Origin of the sequence: Anaerocolumna sp. AGMB13020 (assembly GCF_033100115.1) — a bacterium.
GTDB lineage: Bacteria > Bacillota > Clostridia > Lachnospirales > Lachnospiraceae > Anaerocolumna.
The window spans coordinates 3098547-3124291 of record NZ_CP136910.1; the positions used below are offsets into that span (position 1 = coordinate 3098547).

Annotated in this window: 20 protein-coding genes, 1 other RNA gene, 1 riboswitch and 1 other annotated feature; of the genes, 17 read left to right on the plus strand and 4 right to left on the minus strand. The window is 39.4% G+C overall.

From position 1 onward, the window contains the following. Positions 1 to 128: 128 nt before the first annotated feature. Entirely contained in the window at positions 129 to 1577 is a 1449-nt protein-coding gene (locus tag R2R35_RS12610; RefSeq protein ID WP_317730169.1) for a DUF6128 domain-containing protein, read from the plus strand. 59 nt (positions 1578 to 1636) lie between these two features. Here R2R35_RS12610 and R2R35_RS12615 read toward each other — a convergent pair whose 3' ends face one another. Next, positions 1637 to 2188: a GNAT family N-acetyltransferase gene (locus R2R35_RS12615; protein ID WP_317730170.1), complete on the minus strand. Its 552-nt coding sequence runs from the start codon at positions 2186 to 2188 to the stop codon at positions 1637 to 1639. 47 nt (positions 2189 to 2235) lie between these two features. Next, complete coding sequence (locus tag R2R35_RS12620) at positions 2236 to 2931, minus strand: anaerobic ribonucleoside-triphosphate reductase activating protein (protein ID WP_317730171.1); 696 nt, start codon at positions 2929 to 2931, stop codon at positions 2236 to 2238. A gap of 427 nt (positions 2932 to 3358) precedes the next feature. Between R2R35_RS12620 and tadA the strand changes: the two genes are divergently transcribed. From tadA to R2R35_RS12645, 5 genes are all read left to right on the plus strand, one after another. Next, positions 3359 to 3850, plus strand: a complete 492-nt coding sequence (gene tadA, locus R2R35_RS12625) for a tRNA adenosine(34) deaminase TadA (protein WP_033166977.1) — start codon at positions 3359 to 3361, stop codon at positions 3848 to 3850. A 141-nt stretch (positions 3851 to 3991) separates the two neighbouring features. Continuing rightward, positions 3992 to 4253, plus strand: an RNA gene (gene ffs / locus R2R35_RS12630) — signal recognition particle sRNA large type. A 405-nt stretch (positions 4254 to 4658) separates the two neighbouring features. Beyond that, complete coding sequence (locus R2R35_RS12635) at positions 4659 to 6998, plus strand: hypothetical protein (protein ID WP_317730172.1); 2340 nt, start codon at positions 4659 to 4661, stop codon at positions 6996 to 6998. Between the two features lie 553 nt (positions 6999 to 7551). Further along, complete coding sequence (locus R2R35_RS12640) at positions 7552 to 9777, plus strand: tetratricopeptide repeat protein (protein WP_317730173.1); 2226 nt, start codon at positions 7552 to 7554, stop codon at positions 9775 to 9777. A gap of 4 nt (positions 9778 to 9781) precedes the next feature. After that, positions 9782 to 11425, plus strand: coding sequence for a putative manganese-dependent inorganic diphosphatase (locus R2R35_RS12645; protein WP_317730174.1), 1644 nt, complete (start codon positions 9782 to 9784; stop codon positions 11423 to 11425). Here the strand turns inward: R2R35_RS12645 and R2R35_RS12650 are convergent. Further along, entirely contained in the window at positions 11422 to 11769 is a 348-nt protein-coding gene (locus R2R35_RS12650; protein WP_317730175.1) for an Ig-like domain-containing protein, read from the minus strand. The genes R2R35_RS12645 and R2R35_RS12650 overlap by 4 nt on opposite strands. Positions 11770 to 12056: 287 nt before the next feature. Here R2R35_RS12650 and R2R35_RS12655 point away from each other — a divergent pair, with 287 nt between their 5' ends. The 3 genes from R2R35_RS12655 (at position 12057) to R2R35_RS12665 (ending at position 14827) form a co-directional block, all read left to right on the plus strand. Beyond that, positions 12057 to 12617: a flavin reductase family protein gene (locus R2R35_RS12655; protein ID WP_033164126.1), complete on the plus strand. Its 561-nt coding sequence runs from the start codon at positions 12057 to 12059 to the stop codon at positions 12615 to 12617. A 99-nt stretch (positions 12618 to 12716) separates the two neighbouring features. After that, on the plus strand, positions 12717 to 13226 hold the full coding sequence (locus R2R35_RS12660; protein WP_317730176.1) for a shikimate kinase: 510 nt from the start codon (positions 12717 to 12719) through the stop codon (positions 13224 to 13226). A gap of 299 nt (positions 13227 to 13525) precedes the next feature. Further along, positions 13526 to 14827 (plus strand): UDP-N-acetylglucosamine 1-carboxyvinyltransferase, encoded by a 1302-nt coding sequence (locus R2R35_RS12665; RefSeq protein ID WP_317730177.1) that lies wholly within the window; start codon positions 13526 to 13528, stop codon positions 14825 to 14827. 168 nt (positions 14828 to 14995) lie between these two features. On the opposite strand, the gene R2R35_RS12670 is transcribed toward R2R35_RS12665, so the two are convergent. After that, positions 14996 to 16093, minus strand: coding sequence for an HD-GYP domain-containing protein (locus R2R35_RS12670; RefSeq protein ID WP_317730178.1), 1098 nt, complete (start codon positions 16091 to 16093; stop codon positions 14996 to 14998). Positions 16094 to 16273: 180 nt separating this feature from the next. Beyond that, positions 16274 to 16370, plus strand: a riboswitch (SAM riboswitch). A 241-nt stretch (positions 16371 to 16611) separates the two neighbouring features. Here R2R35_RS12670 and metK point away from each other — a divergent pair. The 8 genes from metK to proS all read left to right on the plus strand — a co-directional run bounded on the left by metK (position 16612) and on the right by proS (position 25633). Next, positions 16612 to 17802 (plus strand): methionine adenosyltransferase, encoded by a 1191-nt coding sequence (gene metK / locus R2R35_RS12675; protein WP_317730180.1) that lies wholly within the window; start codon positions 16612 to 16614, stop codon positions 17800 to 17802. A 216-nt stretch (positions 17803 to 18018) separates the two neighbouring features. Further along, on the plus strand, positions 18019 to 19545 hold the full coding sequence (locus tag R2R35_RS12680) for a sensor histidine kinase (protein WP_317730181.1): 1527 nt from the start codon (positions 18019 to 18021) through the stop codon (positions 19543 to 19545). A gap of 42 nt (positions 19546 to 19587) precedes the next feature. Beyond that, positions 19588 to 20277, plus strand: a complete 690-nt coding sequence (locus R2R35_RS12685) for a response regulator transcription factor (protein WP_317730182.1) — start codon at positions 19588 to 19590, stop codon at positions 20275 to 20277. A 155-nt stretch (positions 20278 to 20432) separates the two neighbouring features. Then, positions 20433 to 20687 (plus strand): TM1266 family iron-only hydrogenase system putative regulator, encoded by a 255-nt coding sequence (locus tag R2R35_RS12690; RefSeq protein WP_317730183.1) that lies wholly within the window; start codon positions 20433 to 20435, stop codon positions 20685 to 20687. Between the two features lie 188 nt (positions 20688 to 20875). Continuing rightward, positions 20876 to 21394 (plus strand): nitroreductase family protein, encoded by a 519-nt coding sequence (locus R2R35_RS12695; RefSeq protein WP_317730184.1) that lies wholly within the window; start codon positions 20876 to 20878, stop codon positions 21392 to 21394. 452 nt (positions 21395 to 21846) lie between these two features. Beyond that, entirely contained in the window at positions 21847 to 22662 is an 816-nt protein-coding gene (locus tag R2R35_RS12700; protein ID WP_317730185.1) for a cytidylate kinase family protein, read from the plus strand. 147 nt (positions 22663 to 22809) lie between these two features. Beyond that, positions 22810 to 23856: an AI-2E family transporter gene (locus R2R35_RS12705; protein WP_317730186.1), complete on the plus strand. Its 1047-nt coding sequence runs from the start codon at positions 22810 to 22812 to the stop codon at positions 23854 to 23856. A 42-nt stretch (positions 23857 to 23898) separates the two neighbouring features. Continuing rightward, positions 23899 to 24100, plus strand: a binding site (T-box leader). Positions 24101 to 24199: 99 nt separating this feature from the next. Then, the gene (gene proS / locus R2R35_RS12710) at positions 24200 to 25633 is read left to right on the plus strand and encodes a proline--tRNA ligase (protein WP_317730187.1); all 1434 of its coding nucleotides are present in this window, start codon (positions 24200 to 24202) and stop codon (positions 25631 to 25633) included. The last annotated feature ends 112 nt before the right edge of the window (positions 25634 to 25745 follow it).

The following is a 25745-nucleotide window of genomic DNA, read 5'->3' on the forward strand; positions in this document are numbered from 1 at the left end:
CAGATCAGTTAAATAAATTTATAAAGGTCTAAAATTCCATCCTGGAAAATATAATTGTTATAAGTATAACAGTGCAATGATTGTACCAGAACCCTGAGGTTACTCTGGCACAGGAAGAGGAGTCCATTATGGCTGATTATAAACGACTGGTTTCGTACATGTACCTATATGAGGAGGGTAAAAAAAGAAATAACATAGGCTATGCCAGGGTCGAGAGTAGAAACGGACAGTGTAAGTACACCATTCACGTGACGGCGCTGGGGCTGAATGACAAACAGCTGAAAGTCTATTCCTTTAAAAGAAACTCCTCCGGTATTGAAGGTATTCTCCTTGGCAGCCTTCTTATCAAAAACAACACAGGTGATTTTAAGATTTTAACAGATGCCGCACACATTATGAATTCCCCTTATGGATTAGACGACATGGGAGGAGTTATTCTTGTGTTCTCGGATAGAAAATTCTTTGCTGCTGAATGGGATAATAAACCGATAACAATGTCCATGGTAGCTGGTATTGAAAATAGAAACAATAATACAACAGCAGATACCGTTAAGAATCCTGATATTGCTAAGTATCCCGAATTAGTGAAAAACCCAGAGAACGCTAAAATTCCTGAAACCGTTAAAACCCCGGAAGAGATTAAGGCAGCAACACTTGCAGAAGTATTGTTTGAATACTCTAAACCCACGGAGGAAGCAGTACAAAAAGACAACAAAGAAGAGATGAATAGAGATAAATCACTGAAAGACCTTCTTACACCAAACTTTAATCGTATTGTAGAACAGGAAGAAGAACAGGAAATACAGCCTGGGGAGGCAAACAAAAAAACAATTGATTTTGAGGCGCATATTCACAAGTCTGTCAATTCATCGGTTACAGACAGAAATTCCAGTCCAGCAGAAAGCCCCTCAGAAATACACATTGAAAATCCAGCAGCCTTAACGAAGAATAACCCGGTTGAAGATTCAGCAGAGAGTGAAAATGAATATTCTTATAATAAGCTGACTGAAAATGAAAAACGAGACCAGCCTGAAACAATCGACGAAAGCCCGGTGGCTCATATTTCATTACCGGAAATTGAAACTCCGCAGCAGTCTGAGGGAGAGCAGCCATCTGTAAATCAGACAGTTAATCAACCCCAGGAGACGGATACCAAGACAGAGTCTGCGACAGAAGGGCTTAGTAATAACAAGCCAATATTTGATGATCATCCTTTGGCAAAGCAGATATATCACAACTTTCCCAAAATGTATCCCTTTGAAGATAATGAAATCGCCTGGTGCGCCAGAATAGAACCTAAAGATATCGGAATGCTTCCTATGGATTTATGGGGACTTGGAAATAACAGCTTTTTACTTCATGGCTATTATAGCTACAGACATTTAATCTTTGCCAGGGTTAACGATAAGAACGGACAGAATTACATTCTTGGTGTACCGGGTATCTATCATAACAGAGAGAAGTTTATGGCGAAGATGTTTGGTTTCGAGAATTTCAAATGTGCGAAAAGAAAACCCCAGAGGACCGGGGAGTTTGGGTATTGGTATATACCGGTATTGCTTAACCGTGGCAATTAAATCCATGCATTACATAAATAAACTCTGCAGCTGCATTATTGGCAGTTACAGAGTTTATTTTAGTTCACCGTATTTATAAAGGCGTATCGTGCATGGTCTTCCCATTTGTGGTTAATTTTTATGTTGGAAATGGCAAGTCCTTCGTATTGAAAACCAAGTTTTTGCACAAGGTGTATGGAGCGAAGGTTAGAAGGCATAATATTGGCTTCAATTCGGTGAATTTCATAATCCGTTAACAGTACCTGCATGGCCTCGCGGATGCTTTCTGCTGCATAACCTTTTCCTACAAAACGCCGGTCGAATTTATAACCTAACTGGCAGGTGTAATAAGATCCCTTGGTTATATTGTAAAAATTAACGGATCCAATGATAGTATGAGGATCTTCTTTCAGAAATACCCAATAACGAAGAAGCTTGGACTGCTGCATTAAATTATATTCGATTGATAAGGAAAGCCTTTGGTAGGACAGTGTATAAAAATTAACATCTCTTTCCGGCTCCCAGGGCTCAAATTGATCTTTGTTCTGGGAATAGAATATCAAAACCTTATCAGCTTCATTAGGGTGCAGAATACGTAACTGCAACCGCTCTGTCTGAATACCCATTTGCATATGAATTCTCCTGTACCAATTTATAGTTAGGAATAAACTGTTTGGGGTTAATCCAATCCGCGGATTTCAACCTTTTCTACGAAAGGGAGGAGAGAATTCTGTATAAGCATAAGCTCTTCTTTGCTATACCCTGAAAAAACAGGGGATATTACGTCCTCCGAAACCTTATAGGATTGAAGATAGTAAGCTTTTGCACCTTTGATCCATTCACCAATAGCTGAAAAATCTGCCGGAGTATGGAGCTCTTTTGTTACAGTTGTCCGAAACTCATAAGATACTTTATTTGTTAGCAAAAAATCAACGCTTTCTGCTATTTTGTCCATTGAATAACTATCTCTGCCAATCGTTATGGAATATTTACTTCTGCTGTTTTTAATATCCATTGCCACATAATCAATAAGGCCGGAAAGAACAAGTTCCTTCAGACGACCAGGATTACTGCCATTGGTATCAAGTTTCACTAAAAATCCCAGTTCTTTTATCTCTGCAATAAAATCTGTAAGACCTGCAGCCAGGGTTGGCTCACCTCCGGTTATACATACACCTTCTAATATCCCTTTCCTCTTCTTTAAGGTATTTAGAACGTCTTCTTTGGATATAACAGGAAGGCTGTCAGGACAGAGAACGAGCGAGCCGTTGTGGCAATAAGGACATAGGAAGTTGCAGCCGCCAAAAAATATAGTTGCAGCAAGATGCCCAGGATAATCAAGCAGAGTAGTTTTCTGAAAACCGTGTATATTCATAAATTATACCCATGGTATATCACAGGCTGGCCTGTGATACATCTACTCCTTTCGTATATATCAATCTTACATCTGATGTTCCTGAATCCGTCGAGTAAAACAGTCATATGGCTTCTCAACCTGACATTCATCTGTGTTCTGTCCCACGTATCCTACCCGCTCCTCTATAAAATATATGCAGCAGCAGTTGGTATATGAAAGTAATTGCTTGCCCCAAAAGGATGCCCGTGGTAATATTAATATAGCAAAAACAGCCCTGTTCGTCCAGAGCTTCTTCCAATAAATTGGTATGTAAGAGAATTGCATGTAAAATTAAGATATCGGAATAAGGATCTGAAATTAAATAAAGTGATAGAAAGATGCCGCGGGGGCTTACATTATCAGAGCAATTCGTGGCAGTACTGGTGTTAGTGTGGAACTAAAATATATGAAGGAAGCCTTAAAAGAGGCTAAAAAAGCTGCAAAAATTGGTGAAGTGCCCATTGGCTGTGTTATAGTATATCAGGATAAAATTATTGGCAGAGGGTATAATAGGAGAAATACCAATAAAACCACCTTGGCTCATGCTGAGATAACAGCTATCCAAAAGGCAAGTAAAAGCATGGGAGACTGGAGGCTGGAGGATTGTACCCTTTATGTTACATTAGAGCCTTGCCAGATGTGTTCCGGTGCCATTGTGCAAGCGCGGATAAAAGAGGTTATCGTAGGTGCCATGAATCCGAAAGCAGGATGTGCAGGTTCAATTCTTAACATTCTCCAAATGAAGGAGTTTAATCATCAAGTAGAACTGACTACCGGAGTTATGGAAGAAGAATGCAAACAGGTACTTCAAGATTTTTTTGTAGGGCTGAGAGAACGAAACCGCAAAGAGAAGTTGCTGAAAAAAGAAGAAATGGGCGGAGTTTGTCGGGAGGAATAGGCTATAGTCACTTGACTTTGTGATTAAAATCAAGTATACTGTTTTAGCAGGATGTAACATGGAGAGTATTTCGGTATGTTCCTGCAATTGTATTCCAAATAATTATCTACATTTTCATAATTATACTTTGTCATAAAATTTCCGTGCAGCCGGGGAGATAGCGGTGCCCTGTACCTGCAATCCGCTACAGCAGGGGTGATGTCTTGCCCAGGGTGTTGTACTGTAGGGCTGCCCCTTATAAGTGATGTTGACGTCTGGGTCTTACGCAACAGGAATTCGTGAACCGTGTCAGGTCAGGAATGAAGCAGCACTAAGCGAAAGCTCCTGTGTGCCGTAAGGGTGCCTGGACCGAGTTAACTGTAAGGGTAACGCTTATGGTATACATTCAAAGCAAGGCGCACGGATTAAATATAAAATAATAAACAGTATCATCTGGCAAGGATGTCGTCACAATATGTGGACGGCATTTTTTTATTTCAAAAAAAGCTGTTTTACGGATTAAATAAAACAAGGATGAACTCTCTCGATGAAACCGAAACATTCTTGTATCAACCTTGGTAGAAGCTGCCAAAGGGGGTAGTTTTCTATAAACAACTTATAGGGGTCGGAATCTATCAATGGGGATAGGCCTTTGCTCAGCCATCATTAAAGATGGCCCGGCCCCAAAAAACCAAAAAAACTGGCACCAATATCATATATTGGTGCTTTTTTACTAGGCGGAAAATCATAAATATGCAAAATTCATCTTTCAGATTGTCGGATTTTGAATTATAATTAGATTATTCTGAAGAGATAGCTGAGGTGAGCCATGGGAATAATAATTAATCATAATGCGGTAAATCAAGTAGACAAAAATGCTATGATATATACTGAAGGGGAGAAGATTAACGGCGTAGCGATTATTCTGAAAGGAAGAGTGCTGGTCAAAGGAAAGGGTGCCAGAGTGCTGTTAGGTACCGGTAATTTTATCGGTGTCAGTGACTTAAGGGCTGGTGAATATCAGTGTTCCTACGAGGCTTTCGACGAAGTGCTGTTCTATAGCTTCCCTATTCAGCATATGGAAGATATTACAGATATTTTTAATATAAATAAAGATTATAAGGGTTTAATGTCTGCCTCTTTATCCAGATTTGTAGCAGAGGTGGAAAAGATATATAGTCAGTTAAGAAATGCTGCCGAAGAGATATACGAGTTCAGCATAAAATATAATAAGAAATACGAAGAATTATGCAGCAAGTTAGGGTATTCTGTGAATTCCATTTCAATATTGCAGGAGCTGGAAGCTTATAGTGAAGAGGACATGCTGGATGATAAGAAGCTGGAGTACTATAAGGAATGTGCCAAAATAACCGTAGATAATTGGAAGACATTCTGTTCTTTCGGCGAAATTGTAGCACTCTATACAGTGGAAGATACCCAGGAAATAATCAGCCAGATGCTTATAGAATGTGCCGCTATAGCAGATTACCTTGAGAAGCTGCTTACTGTTCTTATTAATAACTCAGACAGCTGCCTTTATAAAAGCTATGCTGTCCTTGCCATCAGCATAGACGAAACAGGCGGAGACAACAGGGAACTGATAAAAGTTGTAGATGCTATCATTGAACGTATTAATCTGGTAGAGAAACTGTTTGAGGAAAAACTGGGAAGAAAATGCGGTGTTGATAGAAATCGTATGGAAGATATCTATTATACACTGATATCCAAAAGTTCCAACCGGAAAGAACAGGTGGATAATAACTTTCTATATACAGAAAACGAAGCCAAAGAAGTCAGTAAGGCATTGGATGCTTCTTTACAGCAGATTTGTACCTATGCTCTGTATGACCATGAGAAAACGGAGGAATTATCTCATGGGATATTAGACTTTATCAATCTGAGGGACAAATTCTCCACAGATGACAGAATCCGACTACTTCGCAGGAAGCTTACACAGCATTTTTATGAACTATATGAATCTGTTTATCTAAAGGCCTGCAAAGAAACAAATCCTCCTAAGGTCATTGATCTGTTCCTGAAATATGGCTTTTTAGATGAGAGACTATTATCAACAGAGCAGTTAAGAGAATTATATTTCCTTGACAATGAGACGGAGGAAGAAGCTGGCCCCTGCAAAGTGTATGATATCAAATCCTGGCTGACCAGTATTTACAAAGGAGAGAAAGAACCTTCTAAAAATGAATTCGATCAGGAATACCCGGATTATTTAAGAAGTAATCGTAAACGAGGAGAGCTTACGGAGGACCAGGAAAAAGAGGCCTTAACCAACCCGGTGCTAAAGGTAAAATATGAGATGCAGAACATGTTCCGTTATAATACCAGAGTTGTAAACGGTCTATTTTCAACCTTTGTTCCTTTTCTATGGGGGGAGAGCATTGTTAAGAGCTTGCAAAGCCTAAAGCTGAATTCCAAACGTTTTAATGAAGCAATGAAAACTCTATTGGATATCGATTATTCTGTCTTCCACAGAGAAATTCTCTATGTAAATCCGGGAAAGGGAATTGCCAAGGAATATCTGATGCAGCCTGTATATCCGGATATCATCCTAATGCCGGTTCTGGGTTACAATGGTGTTATGTGGCAGGAAATAACAGGAAAGAAAAAGAGCCGTGAAGGAAGATTTATCTTCCCTATATTAGTAGATGCTAATCTTAACGATATGCTCATAAAGGTACTTGGAAGATTCCGCTGGGAACTTTGCAGAAGTATTCAGGGAAATGCATGGAATAATATCAAAGAAAAATCTCTGACCTCGGAATACTCTGACTATATCCAGTTCTATCGTAAGAATAGAGAGATATCAGAGGAGCTGCGGGAGAAGATTAAAGCACAGATACAAAAGGGAAAGAACAACTACAGAGAAATCTTTGTTATAGACTATGAAGGCTGGATGAAGAGTGAATCCAATGGAGCCATCAGATTAAATCGATTTGCAAGAGAAATCTTAGCTACCTATTGTCCTTTCCGCAAAGAACTTAGGGAACGATTTAAGAATATGCCTTTGTTTGCTGATGCGATGGAGCGCCTGAAAAGAAATACTGCCAAGAAGATTAAGGAGACGGAATTAAGATACCGAATGATAGAAAAAGAGGGCGGCACCATAACACCTGAGCTCCAGGAATCCTTAAGGTTTTACCGCGAGTTGTAATATATAGGTTTAAAAGCTTGAATAGTCTGACAAATTACGAATATATAATAATATAACAGAAATGAATAAAATATATTTAATAAAGGTTGACAAAAACGTCTGAAAGGACTATAATCTAATTACAACAAAGCAAACAGTATAAATAACTGATAATAAGTACTGTGAGCTATACAAAAGGAGGAGATTCCAATGGACACGATAGAGACTGAATCAGCATATATTTGTTTAACTGATTCGCAAAAAGAAGTATTACATGATGGGATCCTCAATGAGGTCGCTATTCTTGTATGATCTCTAATCGGAGCATAATAAACATAATATAAACATAAAGATTACAGGTGTCTGTAGATGTATCGACAGACACCTGTTTTTGTGTTTTCTAACGTAAATTCCAAAGCTGATAATATGGAGAACACAGGTGTATCCGTGAATTTGCTGAATTCTGCTGATTGCTGCTGTCTAAGGGAAAGAACTTGTATAAATACGATGAAAATGGTAAGATAGATAAAACAAAAGAACTATTTGCAATGTCGGTGGCGAAAGGGAGGCTACTATGGAGCGGTATGAAAATATAGTTAAGATAGAAGAGATCCGTAAATTGACAGACGGAGGACAATACCAAAAAGCTGTTAAGATCCTTGACACCATGGAGATACATAAAATCAAGTCCTTAACAGATCTAAGTGTACTGGCAGATGTACTCACAGAAAACGGACGTTTAGATGAAGCTATGGGACTTCTGGAAAGAATTTACGAAAAGTCCAAGACCAGAAGAATTCTATATCAGATGGTAGAACTTGCAATAAAAAAAGGAGATGCCAAGTTAGCTGATGTATATCTGGTTAAATACATGCAGGCTGCTCCTAACGATTCATACCGGTTTATATTCCGCTATTATATTGATAAATTAAAGGGAGAACCCTTAGAAGTTCTTATGGATTCACTGGAACAGCTAAAGGAGTATGAATATATTGAGGTATGGGCATATGAACTTGCAAAGCTATATCATAAAGCCGGCCTTAAGGATAAATGCGTCAGAGAGTGTTCGGACATCATCCTCTGGTTTGGTGACGGCATTTATGTGGATAAAGCCAAGCTATTAAAGGCGTATTATGTCGGTGAACTGGATCCTTTACATATGTTAAAGGCAAAAGATAAAAATGAGGCCAGGCAAAGACTTGGTCTGGATAAGACCAAAGACTATAGCAGTATCAGAGAACAGATAAATCAGTATCTGGATAGGGAAGATAAAGCGAAAACACAGTCTTCAGCTGCTTATGAAACATATAAATTACACCAGGTAACAGGTGGATATGAATCCAATAAGGTGGCAGAGGAAGCGGTAAGCGGATATACTTCAAAAGAAATCAACGAATATGAAAACAATGAAGCTGCATTGGAATTTGAAACACAGGAAACAACTGAGGCTGAAACGAAAGAAGCTATAGTAGGGAAAAGCCAGGTAACAAATTCTGATGAAGCCGAAGTGACTGAAGGATATGAAAGGAAAGAAATTACTGAGACTGATGCGGAAACTGCGGCTACTTTGTATGAAGGACAGGCAAAACCTGCTAATATAAGCTTAGAAGATGCAAGCTATAAAAGACAAGCAGCATCAGAGAATAATGGACTGGAAACTGCAAACAATGAGGGACAAGCAGCAGAGAGCAGAAGCCAGGAAACTGCAGATTATATAGAAGAAGCAGTCCCTGAGAGCAGAAACCTGGATATCGCGAACTATGAAAGACAAGCAGCACCTGAGAGCATAAATCTGGAAACTGCAAACTATGAGGGACAAGCAACAGAGAGCAGAAGCCTGGAAACTGCGGACTATGAAGAACAGGCAGTATCATATAAAGAAAAGTTAGCATTAGTGGATGACCCTCAGGAGGCTTCAGAATATAGAGGAAAAGCAGCAACAAAGGAAGAGAGCCAGGATCAAACATATGCTGTAACTGCCGAAAAATCTATTATGATATCGGAAGAAGTCTGTGAAGACAGCGTTTTTAGTTTGTTTGATAAGATGAAGTTTGATTATCGGAAGGAATTTAGCGGATTTTTGCAGATAGATACTGTGAAAGAAGATTTGCGGCATTGTCTTGAGAATATTCTTTCGGATTCTTCTAAGAATCTGTTTATGATGGTCACCGGAGAGAAGGAAAGCGGCAAGAGTACGCTAGCTTTTAAGATTTGTAAGGCTTTGTATTCCGTGGACTGGATTAAAACAGATAAGATTGCAAAAATTACCGGAGAGAATCTTAATCGTGTAAATATTCTGACACAAAAAGATAAGCTTTACGGTGCCTCTCTTATTATTGAGAATCCCACGGTAATTAATAGTGAGTCTGCAGAAAGGCTTTATAGATTTATTAAGGAAATGGGGAATAATACATTTATCGTATTAGAAGGGACGAAAGAAGAAGTCTGTTGTTTTCTGGAAACCTACCCTGAATATATGAATTATTTTCTGCATGAAATTTCACTGAATAATACCTATACTTTAAAGCAGCTTATGGGTTTTGTGAACCAGTATATGGAGAATAAAGAATATAAAATGAAAGAAGATGCCTTAGAGGAATTTATAAAATCGGTTGAGAAGATACTAAGCTCAGAAGAAAAGGGAACTTATGCAAAAGTGATGCAGCTTGCTTCAAAGGTAAGAAAGGCAGCGGATACCAGATATAAAAACCTTTTAGGGGATATCATCAGCAGCGGGAATATCACACAGGAAGATTTGCTTTATATAATAAAGGAAGATATAACAATGGAGGTAATGTGACAGGATGGGAAATCAGATATTTGTAATCGGGCATGTTAATCCGGATACGGACTCTATTTGTTCAGCCATTGCATATGCAAATTTAAAATCCAAAATTACCGGAGAAAATTATGTACCCAAGAGAGCAGGGCATATTAACTCTGAAACTAAATTCGTACTGGAAGCCTTTAAAACCACTGCACCCGGGTACCTGCCGGATGTCAGGACCCAGGTTAAGGATATCGATATCCGCAGGATCAAAGGTGTAAGCAGCGGCATATCCTTAAAAGAAGCCTGGGCATATATGAGGGAAAGCAACGTAGTTACACTGCCGATTGTAGATAATGATAATCATCTGGAAGGTCTGATTACCGTAGGAGATATTACAAAATCCTATATGGATGTTTATGACAATCGTATTCTGACAAAAGCAAATACACCCTGCAGTAATCTGGTGGAAACCCTGGAAGGTGAATTAATAGTTGGAAGCAGAGAAGAGGTCTTTGAAAGCGGTAAGGTACTGATTGCTGCCGCCAACCCTGATTTGATGGAAAACTACATCGAAAAGGATGATGTGGTTATATTGGGGAACCGGTATGAATCCCAGCTCTGTGCTATTGAAATGAATGCGGGCTGTATTATTGTTTGTGATGGTGCAAGTGTTTCCAAGACAATAACAAAGATGGCCCAGAATAATAATTGTTTTATTATTAAAACGCCTTTCGATACCTTTACGGCAGCCAGACTGATTAACCAAAGTATTCCCATCCGATTCTTTATGACGGACAAGGATATAGTTTATTTTACCCAGGAGGATTATATTGAGGATATCAGGGGAATCATGGCGCAGAAGCGTCACAGGGATTTCCCTATTCTTGATAAGGATGGGTATTATTTTGGTATGATATCCCGTAGAAATTTACTGGGAGCCAAAAGAAAGAAACTGATTTTGGTGGATCATAATGAGAAATCCCAGGCAGTGGATGGTTTGGAGGATGCGGAAATTATGGAAATCATAGACCATCACAGATTAGGAAGTCTGGAGACCATTAATCCCGTATTCTTTCGAAATCAGCCTTTGGGCTGTACTGCTACCATCGTATACCAGATGTATTGTGAACATCAGGTTCCCATTGAACCTAAAATAGCAGGGCTATTATGCTCTGCCATACTCTCGGATACGCTGGTATACCGTTCACCTACCTGTACAGATGCAGACAAGGGAGCAGCAGAAGCTCTGGCAAAGATAGCTGGAATACAGACAGATGAATATGCCCGGAACATGTTTGCAGCAGGCAGCAATCTGAGTAATAAGACCTCTGAAGAAATTTTCTATCAGGATTTTAAGAAATTTACGGCAGGGGACGTTACTTTTGGAGTGGGGCAGATCAGCTCAATGAGCCGAGAAGAATTAGATAAAATAAAAGAATCCCTGGTTCCCTATATGAAGAAAGCATACCATGAGCATGGAGTGGAAATGTTATTCTTTATGCTGACCAATATCATGGACGGTTCCACTGAGTTTTTATTTCAGGGGGCGGGCGCCAAGGAACTTTTGATTAATACGTTTCATTTTAACAAAGATGCAAGTGTATTCTACCTGGAAAATGTAGTGTCCAGAAAGAAGCAGGTAATACCTGCTCTTATGCTGGCGCTCCAGGAGAATTAATCCTGAATCTTAAACTGGAGGGTGACAGGAGCCTTAAGGTTCTTGCCTCCTTTGGATTTCACATTTTTACTAATGGTAAGTATATAGGACTGATTCTGCGTATAGGCTTCTAAAGGTTCTATTTCGATGTACTGATTCACAGTGTCATAACGGATGTAGGTCTTAAGAGGCATTTGATTTAAATTAGTCACATAGAGATTCTTATTATTAACAGTTGCCGGATCCAAAGGTGCAGAAAATTTAATGCGCCATACGAATTTACCGGTCTTAAACTTTAAGGATTGTTTCACTTTATCTGAAACTCCTTGTGTAACGGATTCTATTTGAATTAAATTATCAGGCATATGAAAACCTCCTTAGCCCTTCCAGACTGGTATGCGGTAAATACCATAACGATTAGTCAGGAGCAGTCTGCTGTTCATGAACAGCAGAATTTTTATGTGTTATTCTAGCTTAATTATATAATAAAACCAGACCAAAAAAAAGTATTATTATGCCGAATTTTTGAATATAGGTCAGAAGACCAGGTGGCATAGTATGCAGTACCGCAAGTAATTGCGATATGGCGGAGGTCAACAACAGACTCAGGAATATCGAATGGAAGATTTGGTATTCGCAAATGGAGGTTAGTGTGAACAAAGAATTATGGAAACCCGGAAATATGCTCTACCCCCTGCCGGCGGTTATGGTAGGCCTAAAGAGTAAAGAAGGAAAAAACAATATCATAACAGTGGCCTGGACAGGTACTGTCTGTACGAACCCTCCCATGGTCTATATTTCCCTGCGAAAAGAAAGATATTCCTATGATATAATAAAGGAAACCAAAGAATTTACAATAAATCTTACAAGCGAAGAGCTCGTAAAAGCAGCGGATTACTGTGGAGTGAGATCCGGAAGAAATGTCGATAAATTTAAGGAAATGAAGCTAACGCCTGTAAAAGGAGTTCATATAGACGCACCATGTATTGAAGAAGCACCTGTAAATATTGAATGCCGCTTAAAAGAGATTATACCTCTGGGTTCTCATGATATGTTCCTGGCAGATGTTGTAGGTGTTCATGCAGCGAGCAAATACATGAACGAAAAAGGAAAATTCGAACTCAGCAAAGCAAAACCTGTTGTATATTCCCATGGAGAATATTACGGTTTAGGGGATATTATGGGAACATTTGGGTATAGTGTCAAAAAGTAAAGAGTATGAGATAGCCTGCTTTGGCAGATAATAAAAAATACTTGGCGAAGACTGATAAAGATGATATAATCACTACATTATGTGCGAAAGGACATGCCCATGAAGAATATTGTTTTAGTTGGAATGCCTTCAGCCGGTAAAAGTACCATTGGAATTATCCTTGCTAAGGTTTTGGGATATCAGTTTCTTGATTCCGACCTATTAATTCAGGAGCAGGAAAAAGAATTATTAAAGGATATCATTGACAAAAGAGGAATAGATGGTTTTCTGGCTATTGAAAATCAGATTAATAGAGAGATAGATACCGATCATACGGTGATTGCTACAGGCGGAAGTGTCATATATGGGAAAGAAGCAATGGAACACCTTCAGGAAACTGGAGTCATTGTGTATATTAAGCTAACACTTCAGACAATATCGGAACGCCTTGGAAATATCAAACAGAGAGGGGTTGTTCTTCGAAAGGGACAGACTTTGAAGATGCTTTATGAGGAGAGATGTCCTCTTTATGAAAAGTATGCCCATATAACAGTTGATGGTGAAGATCTGAACACGGAAGAGCTAATGGAAAATATTATAAATGCTCTTAAGGATTATGAAAATAACTAATGCAGTGAAAGCAGAATAGTAAAAATAGTAACGATTAGTATGTTATGTAGTTAACAAAGACTACAAGATACAGAATATGGTGAAAAATTATTTACAACCTGCATTTTTATGGTATAATCAATTTGATTTAAATTACGAATGAATATGATTGATAAAAAATAGAGAACGAACATAAACCGTGATATATGGCAGCCTCTTTGCGTAAGCTTGAGCATAAGGGGTCTAATTTTATGTAAATGTCATAAAAGAAAAAGAAATAGTGCGGACAGTATAGAAACCGCAAAATAAAGAGGTGTGCGATGGAGCAGTATATTATAAAGGGCGGCAATGCCTTGCAGGGAGAGGTCACTATCGGTGGTGCCAAGAATGCAGCACTGGGTATTTTATGTGCAGCAATAATGACAGATGAAACAGTAGTAATCGGAAATTTACCCGACATCAGTGATATTCATATACTGATACAGGCAGTTGAAGAAATCGGAGCCAAAGTTGAGCGTATAGATAAGCATACTGTTAAGGTTAACGGAAAAGATATTGATCCCTGTATTGGAATTGATTATGATTTTATCAGAAAAATAAGAGCGTCCTATTATCTTCTGGGAGCTTTACTTGGTAAATACAAAAAAGCACAGGTTGCCTTACCCGGAGGCTGTAATATCGGAAGCCGTCCTATCGATCAGCACATTAAAGGGCTGGAGGCTTTAGGCGCTACCGTAAAGATTGAGCATGGTATGATAAAAGCTGAGGCCGAAGAACTGAAAGGCAACCATATCTACCTGGATTGTGCCAGTGTTGGAGCTACTATCAACATTATGCTTGCCGCCTGTCTTTCCGAAGGTGTAACCATTATTGAGAATTCTGCAAAGGAACCGCATGTTGTTGACGTTGCGAACTTCTTAAATAGTATGGGTGCCAACATTAAAGGTACAGGAACCGATGTTATCCGTATCAAAGGTGTGGAGAAGTTAAACGGCAGTGAATACTCCATTATCCCTGATCAGATTGAAGCAGGAACGTTCATGTTTGCAGCAGCTGCAACAAAAGGAAATGTCCTTATTAAAAATGTCATACCAAAGCATCTCGAGGCCATAACAGCAAAGCTTATAGAGATTGGCGCACAGGTCGAGGAATATGATGATGCCGTAAGAGTAAGTGCAACGGGTACTCTTGGACATACTCATGTAAAGACTCTCCCTTATCCAGGTTTTCCTACCGATATGCAGCCTCAGATTTCTGCGGTTTTAGTTACTTCTGAAGGAACCAGTATTGTTACGGAAACAGTTTATGAGAACAGACTTCGATATGTGGATGAATTCGCCAGAATGGGTGCCAATATAAAAGTAGAAGGCAATACAGCGGTAATTATGGGTGTTAAGAATCTTACGGGTGCTATTGTGACTGCTCCTGATTTAAGAGCCGGTGCTGCCCTTGTTATAGCAGGCCTTGCAGCAACCGGTTTTACCTTTGTTGAACAGGTTGAGTATATTGAGCGAGGATATGAGCATTTCGAGAGAAAGATGCAGCAGCTGGGAGCCATCATGGAAAAAGTTGATGTGGAAGATGAAAAAGCAATTCAGAAATTTAAATTAAAGGTAAGTTAATAAAAGTGCTGACGTAAGGATATCTGCGTCAGCACTTTTTGTGGTATAGAAAGAATATATTCAGGTTCGCAATGAACATATATAGGTTCATAAGTATATAGGTTTACAAAGAAAATACAGTATGAAAGAATTAGAGAAGATTGTGTTCTGTTATAGCTAATTTTCCTGTTAGAGCAGAGCTTCTATGATAATATCTTTCTCTTTTGAAAGATCAAGGAAGGCTGCACCTACCTGAACGATAGGTTTGGAAAGGGCATGTTTGTTAATCATTCGTATTTCCCCTTCTTTTCCGTTGCTTAAACGGACCTTATTACCTACATAAGCTTGTATAATCTTCTCCAGGAACAAAAGCACATAAGCTGGATCATACTTTTGAAGGCCTTCGGACTCAAATACAGAGATAGCCTGAAAAGGACTTAAAGCAGGACGATAAACTCTTGCGGAGGTCATGGCATCGTATACATCAATAATTCCGATGATCTTAGCAAAAGGTTCTATCTTATCTGCTGTCAGTTTATAGGGATATCCACTACCATCGCAACGTTCATGATGCATTAACGCTACGTTGGCTATTCTTGGATCAAGGTCCTTGCTCTTCAACACATTATACCCCTGAAGGGTGTGGGTCTTTATGGTTACGTAATCAGTAGGAGTCAGCTTCTCCTGTTTATTAATCAGTTCATTTGGAAGAGAGAGCTTACCAATATCGTGAAGAAGTCCTGCCAGTGTAAGAAGCTCGATTTCCTTCTCCGGCAGATTAAGCCATTTACCGAATACATTGCTTAGTAATGATACATTGAGACAGTGTACGTATGTAATATCATCATGCTCTCTCATACAGTGAAGCATGTCAAAGACATGGATTCCATTCCGGCTCTTTTCCAGTAAATCTGAGGTGTGCTCCAGGAGGCCAGATACGTCTATGGGTTCATTGGCATCAGAAAGTTTATCCAATTCACCTTTAAAGGAATCAACTTTTTGGTTAAACGATTGTTGAAACTCTTTGAATTCTGCGCTAGTACGCACCTTCTCAGAATAACTGACTTCTTTTACCGGTTCTGGTGCTTTCTGCGGTTCGGAGGTATCCTTTCCCTCAGACACGATAATATTGAATTCAGTGATTGAATTAAATTTGAGTCTTGTAATTATACGATCAGTCAGCATGATCCCTTTGGATATAACTAATTGATTGGATGCATTATAAATATCATCGGCAACAATCATTCCGGGCTTAGCCTGTCGCATGGATATCCTTTGTTTCTTCACGTTTAATCCGCTCCTATCTGTGCCTTCGTGGCGCATGGTTACAGGGTTTAGAGCAACCTGTTTTTACCATATAGGCTAAGTATATTTAATCTCAAATCAGTTGTCAATAAAAAAATACTTGACAAAGATACCTATATAAGATATCCTCAATTACGTAACATAATATAATAAAACTTATATCTCTTATTCAGAGTGACGGAGAGTAAAGGCTCTATGAAGTCACGGCAACCCCCTATGCGGAAGGTGCCAACCTGAGCGAGTAATCGAACAATAAGAGGATTTGATGCTTTTTTTTCAAGTCCGCTTAGCAGGACTTTTTTTTATGTAAGGAAAAGACAATAGATATCCTATACCGAAGGAGTCCTACAAGCAGAATGCACATGACGCGCAAAAGGAAAGATTGTCAATATGACCAAGTGCATTAGCGCTTGAATCTGGAAAACCAGGTTCTTTGATCTTGCAGTGATAGAGGAAAAGTTTTGAGTATGTGTGCCGTGGAGCACAGATAGGAGTTAGCTATGAATAAATTATTATTTACATCGGAGTCCGTAACCGAGGGGCATCCCGATAAAATCTGTGATCAGATTTCCGATTCTGTTTTGGATGCCATGTTAGAGCAGGATCCTATGAGCCGTGTTGCCTGCGAAACAGCAATAACCACCGGTTTAGTACTGGTTATGGGAGAGATTACAACAAATGGCTATGTAGACATTCAGAAAATCGTACGTGATACTATCAGAGAGATTGGATATGACAGATCAGATTATGGTTTTGATGCCAATACCTGCGGTGTTATCGTAGCGTTAGACGAGCAGTCTTCTGATATCGCTATGGGTGTTAACAAAGCCCTTGAAGCGAAGGAAAAGACCATGTCCGAGGACGAGCTGGAAGCAATCGGTGCAGGTGATCAGGGTATGATGTTTGGTTATGCAAGCAATGAGACAGAAGAGTATCTGCCTTATCCTATTTCTTTAGCACATAAGCTTACCAGACAGTTGACAAAAGTACGTAAAGACGGAACTCTTTCTTATTTAAGACCCGACGGAAAATCTCAGGTAACCGTAGAATATAATGAAGCCGGCAAACCAGTGCATTTAAATGCGGTAGTTCTTTCTACTCAGCACGGTGCGGAAGTTACGCAGGAACAGATTCATGCAGATATCAAGAAATATGTATTTGATGAAGTTCTTCCAGCAGAACTGGTAGATGAGAATACAAAGTTCTTTATTAATCCCACCGGCAGATTTGTAATCGGCGGACCCAATGGTGACAGCGGTTTAACAGGCCGCAAGATCATTGTAGACACTTATGGCGGATATGCTCGTCACGGCGGTGGTGCTTTCTCTGGTAAGGATTGCACAAAGGTAGACCGTTCAGCTGCTTATGCAGCACGTTATGTAGCAAAGAATATCGTAGCTGCAGGTCTGGCTGAAAAATGTGAGATTCAGTTATCCTATGCAATCGGTGTGGCACAGCCTACCTCCATTATGGTTGATACTTTCGGAACAAGTTCCTTAAGTGCCGATGAGTTCGTTGAAATCATTCGTGAGAACTTTGATCTTCGTCCCGCAGGAATTATTAAGATGCTTGACTTAAGACGTCCTATCTACAAGCAGACTGCAGCTTACGGACATTTTGGAAGAAATGATCTTGATCTGCCTTGGGAGAAGACAGATAAAGCAGAGATATTAAGCAGCTATAAGAAATAAGGTTTTATTAAGTTGATATAAGTTGTACAATCAGAAGGTTTTCCATTTATGGCGAGCCTTCTTTTTTTATAAAATATTTAGAAAACTCATAGTTATTTTCAGTGTAGAAGCCGGAGGCTTATGGTATAATAACCTATAGAAGCATGGAAGATTCTGTGAATACAATTATGATTGAATCACCTGCTTTTTGCACAAGAAGAATAGGAGGTTCCTGAATTGAAATTAAAGAGCAGGCTGTTTACGGCCTTTCTTATTATAACTACGATACCTCTTTTGCTGGTTTGCTTGTCCATTAGTATTATAATCGGATATCAGAACAATGAGATTAAACAGGTCTATGATGTGAAAACAGATTCTATCACAGCCATATCAAACCCCGTACAGCTCTTAAGCAGACTTACAAAAGGTGTATACAATGAAATTGTTTTAATGGCAGCTAAGAATCCGGATAAATTTGAAGACAATGAATATGTGAACTATCTGGAGAAGGAACTTACCGGAAAGTATTCCTATCTTGTTATACGTAAGGAGGATACCTTTCTATACAGCGGAAATACAACAAAATTCGAAAAAATACAAAACAGTATTCCGAAATTTGGTAAGTATACCGGAACAGTGGAAGGCGGACTTTATGTGGACGGGCAATATCCTTTTCTCTTAAAGCAGCAGGATTTCCACTTTAGTGACGGTACCGAAGGAAGCGTCATAATCATTACGGAGCTGGATACTTTGATTCCTCAGATTAAGGCTTCCGCCATACAGCTTCTCCTTTCACTTATTTCAATTATAATATTAACAGCATCAGTGTTGATAATATGGATTTACCGAAGTGTTATAATACCAATTAATACACTTCATGCTGCAACCAATGCCATGAAGGAAGGCAATCTGGATTATTCCATCGAAGGTGATCCGGAGGATGAAATCGGAAGGCTCTGTGTGGACTTCGAGGAGATGAGAATACGTCTCAAAGAGCTGATAGATGTAAGGCTTCGTTATGAGCAGGAAATGAAAGAATTAATCAGTAATATTTCTCACGATCTGAGGACGCCTATAACTGCAATCAAAGGTTATGCGGAAGGGATTATGGACGGAGTTGCAGATACGAAGGAGAAGCAGGAGAAATATCTTAAGACAATTTACACAAAGGCTAACGATTTATCTGCCCTGGTAGATGAACTGTCTTTTTACTCTAAAATTGACTGTAATACCATGCCGTATACCTTCTCCTGTCTTAACCTTGGCGATTATTTTGAGGACTGCTTCGGTGAGATTAACCTGGATCTGGAGGTTAAGAATATAGAAGTGGAATATCATAATGATACGGATAAAGACACCAAGGTTAATGTAGATGCAGAGCAGCTGAAACGTGTGGTTAATAATATCGTTGGAAATTCCGTAAAATATATGAATCGAAAAAATGGACGTATCATGATACGAATTATGGAGGGCGGCAGTTTTAACCGACCGGAGGATGTGGTAATCTGCATCGAAGATAATGGTGTGGGGATTCCAAAGAAAGACCTTCCTTATGTATTTGAGCGGTTCTACAGGGCAGATGCCTCCAGAAATTCCACCAAAGGCGGAACCGGATTGGGACTTGCCATTGCCAAGAAAATCATAGAAGATCATATGGGGACTATATGGGCGGAAAGTGATGAAGAAAAAGGTACCGCCATATTTTTCTCCTTAAAGAAATGCAAGGAATGTCCAGAACAGGAACAGTCTATCAACGAAGGTTAACATTTAATTATATAAAATAAAGAATTTGGAATGGAGGATACTATGAGCAGAATATTAATTGTAGAAGATGAAATGGCAATTGCAGAGCTGGAGAAGGATTATCTGGAGCTCAGCGGTTTTGAGGTGGATATAGAAAACACAGGTGATCAGGGACTTGAAAGAGCACTGAATGAAGATTTTGATCTGATAATTCTGGATCTGATGCTTCCGGGACTTGATGGTTTTGAGATCTGTAAGTCTATCCGAAGTGCAAAAAATATACCTATCTTTATGGTATCAGCGAAAAAAGAGGATATCGATAAGATCAGGGGCTTAGGAATGGGCGCTGATGACTATATCACAAAACCCTTTAGTCCCAGCGAGCTGGTAGCCAGAGTAAAGGCGCACCTGGCACGTTATGAAAGACTAATCGGTGAAAGTGTCAGAGAAAATGAGATTATTGAAATCAGGGGAATTAAGATTGACAAGACGGCCAGACGAGTATACGTTAATAGTGAAGAGAAGAATTTTACCACAAAAGAGTTCGACCTTTTAACCTTTTTAGCGGAGAACCCCAATCGCGTATATACGAAAGAAGAGCTATTCCAGGAAATCTGGGATATGGACTCCATTGGTGATATTGCTACAGTTACGGTGCATATCAAGAAAATCAGAGAAAAGATTGAATTTAACACCTCAAAGCCACAGTATATTGAGACGATATGGGGTGTGGGTTACCGTTTTAAAGTGTAATTAGAACCGAAAATGGTATAAAAAATGAGCAATGGGACCGGCAGGTTTTAAACAGGTCCAAAGCCAAGCCACATTGAATTCCTCCAGTGTTAGGGGAATCTACACGATGTGTCTTTCAGAAAAAAGAATATATGTATCAGGAAGAGGGAGCGAGTATGGAGACCAGGATTGCTTTAGTTGGTATTATTGTAGAGAATCTTGAAAAGGTAGAGGAGGTAAATCATATTCTTCATGAATATGGGAAATTTATTGTGGGCAGAATGGGACTGCCGATTAAAGAACATGGTGTAAATATTATCAGCATTGTAGTAGAATCAGACAGCAATACGATTAATTCTCTGTCCGGCAAGCTCGGCATGTTGGAAGGAATCAGCGCTAAGACAGTATATTCAAAAACGGGAACCAATTAATAAAAGGCTTGGTACGACAGGCAGATTGAGGATGCATAGGTTATCCTCTTAGAATTAAAGTATGCCAGAGTGGGAATTTGAGTTAGTGTGGAAGAAGCTTAATATGAGATGCTGACACCAATAGATACTTCTGTATTATTTATCTATGGGAGTAGCTTTTACAAGTCTGAGGCAGGAGGGAATTCAATATGTATGATATCTTAAAAACAAGACGAAGCATCCGAAAGTTTACGGAAAAGAACTTGGAGGAAGCAGTATTAGAGGAAATATTAAAAGGGGCCTTAATGGCACCCTCTTCCCGAAGTATTAGGCCTTGGGAACTTGTAGTGGTAAGAGACAAGGATACCTTAAGTTCCCTAAGCCGCTGCAGAGGTGCGCAGTCAGCGCTTATCGGAGGAGCGGATACAGCTGTGGTGGTAACAGCTGATACTACACTTTCGGACGTATGGGTTGAGGATACCTCGATTCTGGCAGCTATCCTGCAGCTTGAAGCTCATGCAAAGGGGCTTGGTTCCTGTTGGGTACAAATAAGAAATCGCAGTAAAGAGGAAGGTGTTACGGCGGAGGACTATATAAAAGAGTTGCTTAAGATACCAGAAGGTTATGGAGTGGAGTGCATTATTGCACTTGGATACCCAGCGGAAGCAAGAGCTCCTCACGAGGAGGAAAAACTCCCTATGACTAAGATTAGAAGAGAGCAATTCTAGAGAATACTTTCTAAGCATAGGAATTATTCTCTAGAAACTTTATGAAATAAAGTTTGATTCCAATATATAAAACGGGTATAGGGAGACTTATGGTATCCATATACCCGTTAAGTCTTAGAGATTAGGATCAGATCTTTTCACAGCCTGCGGCATGTCCTAACCAGAGGGTATTCATTGGTGAATCAAATTCCGGGTCGTCTATAAAATCTTTTGAGATGTTGTTGATGTTAGTGATTCTGTTCATTGTACCTCTCTTTCAGCACTTTGGTTGTTATTGTGATATTATTTATTCTATCTTTATCATGGTTCTATGGACAATGGATAAAACATTTAAAATTATTTATTCTTATTTTGATGGTGTTCTTAACAGAGCCTTTACTTGCGTGACATACCGTGTTATAATGATAACCACAAATTTTTAAAAATGTTTGGTTAACGATTAGGAGGACACTATGCATATCACGATAACGGGAAATCTTGGAAGCGGAAAATCCACAATCTGCAAGATATTGGAGGACAAGTTCGGTTTTGAGATTTATTCCACAGGGAAGGTTCAAAGAGAACTGGCGAGACAGATGAACATGACGACCCTAGAGATGAACCAGTTAATGTGCAGTGACCATAAGTATGACAATATGATAGATGATGCAACTGCTGCAATATCCAGAGAGAACCCGGATAAGAACATTATTTTCGATTCCAGGCTGGCCTGGCACTTTGTGGGAAAATCTTTTAAGGTATTTCTGGCGGTAGATTTAAATATAGCGGCAGAGAGAGTTATGCATGATAATAGAGGGAAGGAAGAACAGTACGCTACTTTAGAGGAAGCAAAAGAGAAACTGTTTGAGAGAGCCCAGACAGAGAATCTGCGCTATAAAGACATTTATAATCTGGAATATTTTAATTATTCAAATTATAATCTGGTTATAGAGAGTACCTATTCTTCACCGGAGCTTATTGCTTCTGTAATAATGAAGGAAGCGAAAAATTATTATGCACTGATGGCAGATAACAACGGACAATGTGTTAATACTACAAGAATTCTGCTTTCACCTAAATCTCTTTATAAGGATAAGGTAACCAAGGAAGATTTAACCTCTTTGAAGGATAAGATCGCTGAATTTTCTAAATTAAAGGAAGTACCGGATATTAAAGTTAACGCAAGGAAAGAAAAAGGAGAGTATACATTACTTTCAAATGAAGATACTGTAAAAGCTGCCTTAGAAGCAGGTTTACCCTTTTTAATTACGGAGTTGGAATGTAATTAAAACCATTCTTTTGCAATTGATGCAATAATAACCTAACATACAAATTTAATTTCGGCAGATAATAAAACAAAGAATTCTTTGTTATATTATCTGCTTTTTTGTGTCTTAAATTATATCCTTACGGTCAAGGAAAGAAGGGAGGTTCTTATGGAAATTCTAAACAACAGCAAGGTGAAAATGTCCATTATAATCATACTTACAGTGTTTGGTGTTTATGTTGGACTTGAGTATGTGCTGCCTCTCTTTGCACCATTTATTCTGGCTTACCTGATAGCATCAGGACTTTTGCCCTTGGTAAAATTTTTAAACCGTAAAACCAGACTTCCTAAACTTCTTGGAGGCATTCTTTCCTTAAGCCTGTTTGGTGCACTTGCCGGTATGGGACTGTTCTATCTGTGTGATATATTAATTAAGCAGTTTGTTGCATTGCTTAAGAATTTTCCCATCTACTTAGCTATACTTTCCGGATATCTGGACGAGTTTTGCAGAGGATGTGATAAGTTTTTTGGAATCAAATTAGGGACTGTTCAGAACTTTATATATACTAATTTTGATGGAGTGCTACTGATTATAAAAAATAAAATCATGCCTGTCATAACTACCAGAAGCATTAATCTTCTTATTGGGATAGCAGGTTTTGTAGGAATTCTATTAATTATGATTGTGAGTATCCTGCTTTTAATCAAAGATGAGGATAAATATAAAAGCGGGATTAGAAATTCGGCTTATTACAATGAAATTCACCTGGTTACTTCAAAACTTTCTGGTATGGGAGTTGCATACCTAAAGACCCAGGGAATCATGATGATATTAATTTCCATCGTAAGTACTGCGGCTATGCTGCTCATTAGAAATAAATATGCACTGCTTGTAGGAATAGGAATAGGTGTAGTGGATGCTTTCCCGATCCTGGGCAGCGGGTTGGTTCTGATACCCTGGGCTGTTATCAGCTTATTTCAGCAGGATTTTTTAACTGCGGCAGTGCTGCTGACGGCTTATGTAAGTTGTCAGATCCTGAGGCAGACAGTGGAGCCTAAATTGCTGGGAAACAGTATTGGGATTAAACCTATATACACTATGATGGCCATGTATGCAGGACTCAAAATATTTGGCATTCCGGGCTTTATTCTTGGACCTGTAGGTTTGGTAATAATCATTACGGTAGTGAAGGAAGCACAGAACCGATTAAGTTAAAAAAGAAGTTGACAAAGGCTGTGAGGTGGCATAAAATCATAATACAAAGCAATGAAGAGGAATAGTATATAGCTGTTATCCTCCCAGAGAGAGAATAGATTGGTGTGAGATTCTCAGGATAACTTTATAGAACCTACCTTGGAGCACTGTATGAAAATACAGCGTAGAACCGGCGTTAGCGGTGTTAAAGTGAACTGTTTACAGTTAATTAGGGTGGTACCGCCGAGGTCTTTCGGTCCCTTGTGGAGGAAGGACTTTTTTTTATTGCTTTTTTGCAGAATAAAGATGTCTCCTCCTTATAAACGTCAGTTTATAAACAATTGTTCTGAAAGGAGAAATCGCTATGGCGAAAGAAAAGAAACTGGTAGAAGCAATAACCTCCATGGAAGAGGATTTTGCCCAGTGGTACACAGATGTTGTAAAGAAAGCAGAATTAATCGATTATTCCAGTGTAAGAGGATGTATGATTTTAAGACCCGGCGGCTATGCCATCTGGGAGAACATTCAGAAGGAACTGGACAGAAGATTTAAGGAAACAGGGGTAGAGAATGTTTATATGCCTATGTTCATACCCGAGAGTCTGCTGCAGAAAGAGAAGGATCATGTAGAGGGATTTGCCCCGGAGGTTGCCTGGGTTACACATGGAGGACTGGAACCTTTACAGGAAAGAATGTGCGTAAGACCTACTTCCGAGACACTGTTCTGTGATCATTACTCCAATATTATTCAGTCTTACAGGGATCTGCCAAAGGTATATAACCAGTGGTGTTCCGTTGTACGTTGGGAGAAAACCACAAGACCTTTCCTGCGTTCAGTAGAATTCCTGTGGCAGGAGGGACATACGGCTCATGCTACAGCAGAGGAAGCAGAGGAGAGGACCATACAGATGCTAAATCTCTATGCAGATTTCTGTGAAGAGGTTCTTGCCATTCCCATGGTCAGAGGAAAGAAAACAGATAAAGAGAAATTCGCAGGTGCAAAGGATACCTATACCATTGAAGCTTTAATGCATGATGGCAAGGCGCTTCAATCAGGAACCAGCCATAACTTCGGAGATGGATTTGCACATGCTTTTGATATTCAATATACCGACAAAGACAACAAGCTTCAGTATGTGCATCAGACCTCCTGGGGTATGACCACCAGACTGATTGGCGCGGTAATCATGGTTCATGGAGATAACAGCGGACTTGTTCTTCCGCCAAGGGTTGCACCTGTACAGGTAATGATTGTTCCCATTGCCCAGCATAAAGAGGGTGTACTCGAAAAAGCAGCTGAACTGAAAGAACGTCTTGGTGCTTTCCGCGTAAAGGTTGATGACACAGATAAGAGTCCCGGCTGGAAATTCAGTGAGCAGGAGATGAGAGGAATCCCTGTTCGTATTGAAATCGGACCGAAGGATATTGAAGAAAATCAGGCTGTAATCGTACGCCGTGATACCAGAGAAAAAATCGTTGTAACTCTTGATAACCTTGAGAATGAGGTTGAGAAGGTACTTGATGTAATCCAGAAAGAAATGCTTGAAAGAGCCAGAGAACACAGAGATGCACACACCTATCAGGCAACTGAGTTCGAAGACTTTAAAGAGGCAGTAGCCACAAAACCCGGTTTCATAAAGGCAATGTGGTGCGGAGATAAAGCTTGTGAGGATACAATTAAAGAAGAGACAGGTGCTACTTCCAGATGTATGCCTTTTAAACAGGAAGAAATAGCTGATACCTGTGTATGCTGCGGCAAGAAAGCAAAGTCACTGGTGTACTGGGGAAAAGCATATTAATAACTTTAAAGAAGGAGGCCAGGTTTATCCTGCCTCCTTCTTAATGGAACAGTCAAAACCTGAGGGGGTTGGCCTTTTCTGTTCCTTTATACAATCGAAAGTTTATAACGGT

What these genes read in the sequence shown, in the direction of transcription:
- tadA (WP_033166977.1), top strand. Translation starts at nt 3,359, where the DNA reads ATGAAGGAAGCCTTAAAAGAGGCTAAAAAAGCTGCAAAAATTGGTGAA.
- R2R35_RS12645 (WP_317730174.1), top strand. Translation starts at nt 9,782, where the DNA reads ATGGGAAATCAGATATTTGTAATCGGGCATGTTAATCCGGATACGGAC.
- R2R35_RS12695 (WP_317730184.1), top strand. Translation starts at nt 20,876, where the DNA reads ATGTATGATATCTTAAAAACAAGACGAAGCATCCGAAAGTTTACGGAA.
- R2R35_RS12615 (WP_317730170.1), bottom strand. Translation starts at nt 2,188, where the DNA reads ATGCAAATGGGTATTCAGACAGAGCGGTTGCAGTTACGTATTCTGCAC.
- R2R35_RS12660 (WP_317730176.1), top strand. Translation starts at nt 12,717, where the DNA reads ATGAAGAATATTGTTTTAGTTGGAATGCCTTCAGCCGGTAAAAGTACC.
- R2R35_RS12690 (WP_317730183.1), top strand. Translation starts at nt 20,433, where the DNA reads ATGGAGACCAGGATTGCTTTAGTTGGTATTATTGTAGAGAATCTTGAA.
- R2R35_RS12650 (WP_317730175.1), bottom strand. Translation starts at nt 11,769, where the DNA reads ATGCCTGATAATTTAATTCAAATAGAATCCGTTACACAAGGAGTTTCA.
- proS (WP_317730187.1), top strand. Translation starts at nt 24,200, where the DNA reads ATGGCGAAAGAAAAGAAACTGGTAGAAGCAATAACCTCCATGGAAGAG.
- R2R35_RS12665 (WP_317730177.1), top strand. Translation starts at nt 13,526, where the DNA reads ATGGAGCAGTATATTATAAAGGGCGGCAATGCCTTGCAGGGAGAGGTC.
- metK (WP_317730180.1), top strand. Translation starts at nt 16,612, where the DNA reads ATGAATAAATTATTATTTACATCGGAGTCCGTAACCGAGGGGCATCCC.
- R2R35_RS12685 (WP_317730182.1), top strand. Translation starts at nt 19,588, where the DNA reads ATGAGCAGAATATTAATTGTAGAAGATGAAATGGCAATTGCAGAGCTG.
- R2R35_RS12610 (WP_317730169.1), top strand. Translation starts at nt 129, where the DNA reads ATGGCTGATTATAAACGACTGGTTTCGTACATGTACCTATATGAGGAG.
- R2R35_RS12635 (WP_317730172.1), top strand. Translation starts at nt 4,659, where the DNA reads ATGGGAATAATAATTAATCATAATGCGGTAAATCAAGTAGACAAAAAT.
- R2R35_RS12700 (WP_317730185.1), top strand. Translation starts at nt 21,847, where the DNA reads ATGCATATCACGATAACGGGAAATCTTGGAAGCGGAAAATCCACAATC.
- R2R35_RS12620 (WP_317730171.1), bottom strand. Translation starts at nt 2,931, where the DNA reads ATGAATATACACGGTTTTCAGAAAACTACTCTGCTTGATTATCCTGGG.
- R2R35_RS12640 (WP_317730173.1), top strand. Translation starts at nt 7,552, where the DNA reads ATGGAGCGGTATGAAAATATAGTTAAGATAGAAGAGATCCGTAAATTG.
- R2R35_RS12705 (WP_317730186.1), top strand. Translation starts at nt 22,810, where the DNA reads ATGGAAATTCTAAACAACAGCAAGGTGAAAATGTCCATTATAATCATA.